We start from the raw sequence: 7,887 nt of genomic DNA on the forward strand, positions 1-7,887 counted from the left end.
CAAACCTGTGTGCCAACCCGGTCCCCTGTAGGCGTGAGCCTGCTCGCGATAACGGTATACCAGCCAACGTCTATGTTGACTGACACGCCCTCATCGCGAGCAGGCTCACTCCTACAAGATTTTGTATCTGGCTTGAGATCAGCGCAGGTTGAGTTTTGCCGCCGCGCGCTCAGTGATTTCCGTGCGCAGCTTCAACGATGGCGCGGCACGCAGACGGGCTTCATCGACAATCGCCCCCGGCGCAGTCACCGGGCTGCCCGAGTTGAACGGCGGCGCCGGCGCATACTCGAGTTGCAATTGCACCAGTTGCGCCGTGTCGGCATCGAACAGTTCAGCCGCCAGCACCAAGGCAAAATCGATCCCCGCCGTAATCCCGCCACCGGTAAACAGATTGCCGTCACGCACCACCCGATCCTTCACCGCAATCGCGCCCAGCGTCGGCAGCAATTCGTGATACGCCCAATGCGTGGTCGCGCGTTTGCCTTGCAGCAGGCCTGCCGCGCCGAGCACCAGCGAGCCGGTGCACACCGATGTCACGTACTTCGCCTGAGCAGCCTGACGCTTGATGAAGTTCAGCGTCACCTCGTCTTCCATCAACGCCCCAACGCCACCACCGCCGGGCACACAGATCACATCCAGATCCGGGCAATCCTCGAACGTGGTGGTCGGTTTCAGCAGCAGGCCGGTGCTGGCGGTCACCGGCATCAGATCCTTCCAGATCAGATGCACTTGCACGCCCGGCAACGAGGCGAGCACGTCGTACGGCCCGGTCAGGTCGAGTTGCTGAACCTGTGGAAACAACAGAAAACCGATCTGCAGCGTCATCGTTCTTGCTCCATGAAAAGGGGTGGACGGCCTCACTGTAGGCGCGTAGGTTCTGGCGCATACGCCAATCACCCCACGAATTACGCCAAATGCCCAAAGCCATCCATGTACTCGCGTTTGCCAATATGCAGATCCTCGACGTCACCGGGCCGTTGCAGGTGTTTGCTTCGGCCAATGACATCGCCCGTCAGCGCGGGTTGCCCATTCCGTATGCGCCGTGCGTGATTGCCAGCGGCGGCGGGGCGGTGATGTCCTCGGCAGGTTTAGCTGTGTTGGCCGAACCATTGCCGCAAGAACCCAGCGATACGCTGATCATCGCCGGTGGCTGGGGCATTTATCCGGCGGCGGAAGATGTGCCGCTGGTGGATTGGGTGCGCGAACACGCAGCGAAATGCCGGCGCGTGGCTTCGGTATGTACCGGCGCATTTCTGCTCGCCGCCAGCGGCTGGCTCGACGGCCGCCGCGTGGTCACCCACTGGACCCGCTGCGAACAACTGGCGCAGCAGCACCCAAAACTGCAAGTAGAAGCCAATCCGATTTTCATCAACGACGGCCCGGTGTGGACGTCTGCCGGTGTCACCGCCGGCATCGACTTGGCACTGGCAATGATCGAAGAGGATCTGGGCAGCGACATCGCGCTGGACGTCGCCCGGCATCTGGTGGTGTTCCTCAAACGCCCGGGCGGGCAGTCACAGTTCAGCGTGACGTTATCGCTGCAGAATCAGGGCAATCGTTTCGACGACCTGCACGCGTGGATCGCCGAAAACCTGACCTGCGATCTCGGCATCCCGACCCTCGCCGAGCAGGCTGGCATGAGCGAACGCAGTTTCGTCCGCCACTACCGCGCTGATACTGGCCAGACTCCGGCGCGGGCGATCGAGTTGATCCGTGTCGAAACGGCTCGACGCTTGCTCAGTGACACAGGGTTGCCGGTCAAACGCATCGCCGCCAATTGCGGGTTTGGCAGCGAAGAGACGCTGCGCCGTAGTTTCCTGCGGGCGATTGGCGTGACGCCGCAGGCCTATCGTGAGCGTTTTTCGGCCAGCGCTGCAGCAGATTCCGCAATGCCTTGAGGGTTTCCTCGGGAATTGAGGCTGAACCTGCGGCGAGGGAGCCAGCTCCCTCGCCGCACAAGCATTATTCTTTGGATGTATCAGATCTCGGCTTCCGCCACCTGATTGAAATACTTCGTTCGATCCGGGGTAAACGTCACCCGCATCTTTGTGCGCGAACAGGTCAGCGAACGTTCTTCGCTCAAGTCAATGTCCAGATTTTCTCCGCGCAAGCCCTGCCACTGCGCCAGATATTTCAGCGAGCCGTATTTTTCGTTTTTCTTCAGGCTGCGACTGACGCCTCCCTTCCAGCCGAGCACTGGCAGTTCGCCGGCGAGGCATTTTTGCGCGAGGTCGGGGAAGCGTGCGGCGCGCTGTCGGCCGACTTCCCAGCATTTGATCAGGCCCTGGTCGGCGGCTTCCCAGAGCTGGGTGCGGGTCAGGCCGCTGCGAAGGGGCGTGTCGATACTGCGCTGGACGTGCTGGGTCATTCTGGTTCCTTGAATTCGGGTTTTGTTGGACAGCTCCGCTGTGCCCGTTGCGGTGGATGGTAGGGGCGGATGTAACCGCTGGCAACAAGGTATTTCGGGGTGTAAGCGCAAGTTGCGGGGAAGGGACGGATCAGTCTTTGTTGTGGATTTGTAGTCCCTCGCCGGAGGGACTGGGTTTCTAGCCTTCAGGTCTAGGCTTGCGTCCTACATCAAGCATTTTGTGGGGGATATTTCCTACATCCTCCGCTGACTTTACGGCTGCCACTCACTCTTTTCCCCACTCAACCGTCGATCGAGAAAACTCGCCGCACTGATCAACGCCAGATGCGTCAGCGCCTGTGGGGTATTGCCCAGATGCCGGCCGTGGCTGTCGAACTCTTCGGCATACAGCCCCAGCGGATTGGCGTAGCGCAGCAGTTGTTCAAACTCCAGATGCGCCTTTTCCACCTGGCCGGCGCGGGCCAGGCATTCGACGTACCAGAACGAACACGCGGCAAACGCGCCTTCGGTGCCGGACAAGCCATCGATACCCGCGTCGTCGTTGCGATAGCGGTAAACCATGCCGTCACGCACCAGATGTTTCTCGATGGCTTCCAGCGTCGCCAGCCATTTCGGATCCTTGGCGCTGACGAAACGCACCAGCGGCATCAGCAGCATCGAGCCGTCGAGGGCCGTGCCGCCCTTGTACTGGACAAAATGCCCGCGCTCTTCATTCCAGAAGTTTTCCCAGATATCGGCGTAGATCGCCTGGCGGGTTTGATCCCATTGGGCGAACGGTGCCGGCAACGAGCGTTTTGAAGCCAAACGAATCGCCCGATCCAGCGCCACCCAGCACATCAGCCGTGAGTGCAGAAAGTGATGCTGCTCACCGCGCATTTCCCAAATGCCTACGTCGGTGGTCTGCCATGTCTCACACACTTGATCGACTACTTCGCGCACGTGTTTCCAGCCTTCGTGGGAAATCGCGTCGCCGTACTTGTTGACCAGATACACCGCGTCCATCAGCTCGCCGAAGATATCCAGCTGAATCTGGTCGTAAGCGCCATTGCCGATGCGCACCGGTCGGGCGCCGCCATGCCCGGACAGGTTGGCCAGTTCGGTTTCCGGCAATTCCTGTCGGCCGTCGATGGCGTACAGAATATTCAGTTTCATCGGCTGGCCATGACAGTCGCTGACCCGTCCGCGCAGCCAGCGCATGTAGTCGTTGGCTTCGCCGACGAAGCCCAGACGCATGAACGCGTAAACCGTGAACGAGGCGTCGCGGATCCAGGTGTAGCGATAATCCCAGTTGCGTTCGCCGCCGGGGGTTTCCGGCAGGCCGAAGGTCGCGGCGGCGAGGATCGCACCGTGTTTGCGTGAGGTCAGCAGCTTGAGCGCAAGGGCCGAGCGGTTGACCATTTCCCGCCAGCGTCCGCGGTAAATCGACTGGCCGATCCAGTCACGCCAGAACTTCAGCGTGCGCTCCATGCAGAACTCGCCGGCGCCTTCGGCAAACCGTGGATCGTCCGTGCCACCGAGCATGAAGGCGGCCGTCTGATCCTGCTTGAGGGTAAAACGGGCAATCGCCGCTGCAGCGTCAACCTGCAAGGGCTGATCGGAAGCCAGGCGCAGCGTCGGTTGCCCGGTGGCGCTGAACACCACGTCGTTCTGATCCAGCGCTGCGCGAGTGTCGGCACGGGCATAGTCGTGGCGTACGGCGCAGCGCATGTGGAAAGTTGCTTCGCCGCTGACCACCCGCACACGGCGCATCAGCAGTGGCAAATCATCTTCGCTGTCACCCACCGGCAGCATGTCGGTGATTTCCACCACGGCATCGTCACTGAGCCAACGGGTTTGCAGGACGTTGGTGTCCGGCAGGTAAATCTGCTCGCGGCGGGCATCGGGCAAGTCTGGCGCCAACTGGAAAATCCCCGCGTCGGGGGTATCCAGCAATGAACAGAAAATCGACGGACTGTCGAACTCCGGCCAGCAGAAAAAATCCACGCTGCCCTTATCGTTGACCAGTGCCGCACTGCGCATGTCGCCGATGATGCCGTGGGCGTCGATCGGGCTCTGTCGTTCTGGATGATGCTCAGCCATTGCCGCGAAACTCCGGATAGAGGCTCATGCCGCCGTCGATGAACAGGGTGGTGCCGACGATGTAATCGGCGGCGTCGGAGGCGAGGAAAACCACCGCATTGGCGACATCTTCAACGTCGCCGATGCGGCCGTAGGGAATCAGGTCGAGCAGCTTTTCACCGGCGGCGCCTTCGGTGGCTTCTTTATTGATCGCGGTGCGAATCGCCCCCGGTGCAATGCCGTTGATGCGAATGCCCTGATGGCTGACTTCCTGGGCGAGCGTCTGCATCAATTGATCGACACCGCCCTTGGACGCCGCGTAATTGACGTGCCCGGCCCACGGAATGCGTTGGTGCACCGAGCTCATGTGGATGATCTTGCCGGCGGCGCGGGATACGCCTTCGCGAATGCCTTGGCGATTGAAGATCCGCAACGCGGCGCGGGCGCAGAGGAACTGGCCGGTGAGGTTGACGCCGATCACCGCGTTCCAGTCATCCAGCGACATATCCACAGCCGCCGCGTCTTTTTGCAGGCCGGAGTTGGCCACCAGAATGTCCAGTGAGCCGAAGGCGTCGAGGGTCTGGGCGAACAGTTTTTCAACCTCGTCTTCCTTTGATACATCAGCGCCAATGGCCAGCGCCTGGCCACCGTCGGCAATGATCTGCCGGGCAAGTGCTTCGGCGGGTTCGGCCTGGCGGTTGTAGTTGATGACTACGGCGGCACCGGCCGCGGCCAGGGCTTTGGCGGCGGCGTGGCCGATGCCGGAGCTGGCGCCGGTGATGAGGGCCACCTGGCCGGCGAGGGAAATGTGCATTGGGGAGGCGCCTGGGTTGAGGGCTTAATCAGCTGACCGATGGCTTGGTGTGAGAGTTCATCTTCAAGATCAAAGATCGCAGCCTTCGGCAGCTCCTACACCAGAATTCGGACCCTTGTAGGAGCTGCCGAAGGCTGCGATCTTTTGATCTACAAAGCCTTCACATTCCACCAACAATTCCCCGCGCGCTGGTGGATGCCTTCGGCGCTCGCAGTGGGTTCTGGCTGGCGATTGCCGCAGGCGCGCTGGTGCTGGGCTCGGCAATACAGAGTTTGCGCCATCTCAAGTAGGCGCTGCGGCACGCTGCGATCTTTTGATCTTGATCGTTAAAGTCAAAGGATCGCAGCGTCGTTTCACTCGACAGCTCCTACAAAGTGGAGGTGGCAGCTGTTTACCAGCCCCGTCCCGAATTCACCCAGAAATTCACCGACAGTGAAGTCGACACCGACTCCACCTGATGGAACCAGCCCTCCGGCAGGAACAGCAGATCCCCAGCCTCCAGCGTTACGCGCAGGAAGGTCACGTCCCGAGCGGCGGGGAAGCGCTCGTAGTCCGGCGCATCGGGGTTGAAATCACAACCGTCCAGCCCGCCCTTGGGCGCTGTGGACCAGGTGCCCAGTGCTTGACGATGATGCGGTGCAGCGAGGGTGAATTTCTTCTGCCCCCAGACCTGCGCGAAGAGGTTGTCGGTGTCGTCACGATGCAACGGCGTCAACGTGCCTTTCGGCCCGATCCAGATACGCGGCGGGATGAACAGCGACGCATCGAAGTAGGGCGGGTACTTGATCTGCTGCATCAATTGCGCCGGCAGAATGTTGTTGCCCATATAGGCCGGCGGTTCGCCGTTTGCGCCTTTGACCGCCGGTTGATCCAGCGAAGCGATGAATTCAGCCATGGAGGTGGAGCGGAAGTCACGCTCGGTGGAAAAGGTTTTCTTCACGTAGTCACCATGGCGGGTGATGCCCTGCAGCTCGGCGAAATGCACCAGCGATTCTTCACGGCTGAGCTTGAACAGTGGCCAGTCCTGCAGTGCATTGCTGATCACTACGGGAATACCGTTGGGCAGATAGCGGCTTTTGAACTCGGTGACCGACAGTTCGCTGCGCGCAAGGCGTTCGATGCTGCTTTGGGTCGGCAGGCTGGCCGTGAGTTTTTCACTGAAGCGCGGCGGGGTCGGGTAGCGCTTGTTCATGTCGACTTTTTCCGCCACGGCGCCACCGTGCATCGCATGCTCGATGATTTGTGGCAGCAACGTCGCCAGGCCCATGTTGCCGCCGATCTTCAGGCGACCGCTGGCGAACAGTTCTTCGACATTGGCCATACCGCCCATGATCCCGAGAAAGTCCCGTTCGGCGACTTCAATGGTCACGTCGGGACTGGCGTGGCGTCCGGGCGCTGTGCGGCTGCTTGCCTTGACCTCGGACCAGTAGGCCTGCTGCGGGCCGAACACGAATTGGAAAACGCCTTCGATGCCGACGGCACCGGCATTGGCGAACAGTTTGCCCAGGATGCTCTGCAGGTCCACGGTGATGCCCTCGTTATTGGTTTTGGCCTGAACAGTTAACGAGCACCCATTTGGGGAATTTACGGCTCGGTGACTAATTTGCCCGGCGCGGGATCCGTTTCTCTCTACAGAATGAATTTTTCGAGGAAAGCGTGGTGACCAAGCTGACCCTGCTGTGTCTGCCGTACTCTGGCGCCAGTGCCATGGTCTACAGCCGCTGGCGGCCGAAGCTGCCGCAGTGGCTGCAGTTGCAACCGGTTGAGCTGCCGGGGCGTGGCGCGCGCTTTGGTGAGCCGCTGCACACCGACATGCGTGGGCTGGCGATGCAGTTGGCCAAGGAATTGCGGCCGACACTCAACGCCCCTTATGCGCTGTTCGGCCACAGCCTGGGCGCGTTGCTGGCCTGCGAAATCGCGCACGCCCTGCGTGCGCTGGGTTGTCCGGAGCCGGTAGCGCTGTTCGCTTCGGGTACGGCAGCGCCGACGATGCGCGCCGATTACGATCGCGGCTTTGCCGACCCCAAGACCGACGCCGAGTTGATCGAACAACTGCGCACGCTCAATGGCACCCGCGAAGAGGTGCTGGCCAACGAAGAGTTGATGAGCCTGACCTTGCCGATCCTGCGCGCGGATTTTCAACTGTGTGGCAAGTTCGAGCCGCTGGCGCGACCGCTGCTCAACTGCCCGGTGCATGTGCTCGGCGGCAAGGCTGATCGCGCCACCACTGAGCAATTGATCGGCTGGAGCAAGGAAACTCGCGGCAGTTTCTCGGTGGACATGCTCGCCGGCGGGCACTTCTTCATCCATGAGCATGAAGCGAAGGTATTGAAGGTGATCAAGGATCAACTCGACGGCCATCATCGCCGGCATGCCATAGCCGCAACCGCCTGACCACTGCGCGGTGCCCTCCTGTAGGAGCTGCCGCAGGCTGCGATCCTTTGATCCTGGGTTTTAAAACGGGATCAAAAGATCGCAGCCTCGTTTCACTCGTCAGCTCCTACAGGGGGTTGTGTCGACGACAGATAACCCTCGTTATACCTCCCGCCTGACAGTTGTTCTCATTCGCTAATTTTTCCGGTCTGCATTCGTTTTATAGGGATGACGTGCCTTTGTGCTTCCTGCCTACTGATCCGGATGCTGAGAA

The 7,887-nt window shown here is 60.8% G+C and carries 7 protein-coding genes; 2 read left to right on the forward strand and 5 right to left on the reverse strand.

The annotated features are described in order from the left end of the window. Window positions 1–138 precede the first annotated feature (138 nt). On the reverse strand, window positions 139–825 hold the full coding sequence (gene inhA, locus P3G59_RS09995; RefSeq protein WP_277761392.1) for an isonitrile hydratase: 687 nt from the start codon (window positions 823–825) through the stop codon (window positions 139–141). 89 nt (window positions 826–914) lie between these two features. Here inhA and P3G59_RS10000 point away from each other — a divergent pair, with 89 nt between their 5' ends. Further along, window positions 915–1,898, forward strand: a complete 984-nt coding sequence (locus P3G59_RS10000) for a GlxA family transcriptional regulator (protein WP_277761393.1) — start codon at window positions 915–917, stop codon at window positions 1,896–1,898. An 80-nt stretch (window positions 1,899–1,978) separates the two neighbouring features. Here the strand turns inward: P3G59_RS10000 and P3G59_RS10005 are convergent, their stop codons facing one another. The 4 genes from P3G59_RS10005 to P3G59_RS10020 all read right to left on the reverse strand — a co-directional run bounded on the left by P3G59_RS10005 (window position 1,979) and on the right by P3G59_RS10020 (window position 6,765). Beyond that, entirely contained in the window at window positions 1,979–2,368 is a 390-nt protein-coding gene (locus tag P3G59_RS10005; RefSeq protein ID WP_277761394.1) for a hypothetical protein, read from the reverse strand. A 252-nt stretch (window positions 2,369–2,620) separates the two neighbouring features. Beyond that, window positions 2,621–4,447, reverse strand: a complete 1,827-nt coding sequence (locus tag P3G59_RS10010; protein WP_277761395.1) for a glycoside hydrolase family 15 protein — start codon at window positions 4,445–4,447, stop codon at window positions 2,621–2,623. Continuing rightward, complete coding sequence (locus P3G59_RS10015; RefSeq protein WP_277761396.1) at window positions 4,440–5,240, reverse strand: glucose 1-dehydrogenase; 801 nt, start codon at window positions 5,238–5,240, stop codon at window positions 4,440–4,442. The genes P3G59_RS10010 and P3G59_RS10015 overlap by 8 nt, the downstream gene beginning before the upstream one ends. Before the next feature lie 391 nt (window positions 5,241–5,631). Continuing rightward, on the reverse strand, window positions 5,632–6,765 hold the full coding sequence (locus tag P3G59_RS10020; RefSeq protein WP_277761397.1) for a cupin-like domain-containing protein: 1,134 nt from the start codon (window positions 6,763–6,765) through the stop codon (window positions 5,632–5,634). 131 nt (window positions 6,766–6,896) lie between these two features. Between P3G59_RS10020 and P3G59_RS10025 the strand changes: the two genes are divergently transcribed. Further along, the gene (locus tag P3G59_RS10025; protein WP_277761398.1) at window positions 6,897–7,634 is read left to right on the forward strand and encodes an alpha/beta fold hydrolase; all 738 of its coding nucleotides are present in this window, start codon (window positions 6,897–6,899) and stop codon (window positions 7,632–7,634) included. Window positions 7,635–7,887 lie beyond the last annotated feature (253 nt).

The organism is Pseudomonas sp. A34-9 (assembly GCF_029543085.1).
GTDB lineage: Bacteria > Pseudomonadota > Gammaproteobacteria > Pseudomonadales > Pseudomonadaceae > Aquipseudomonas.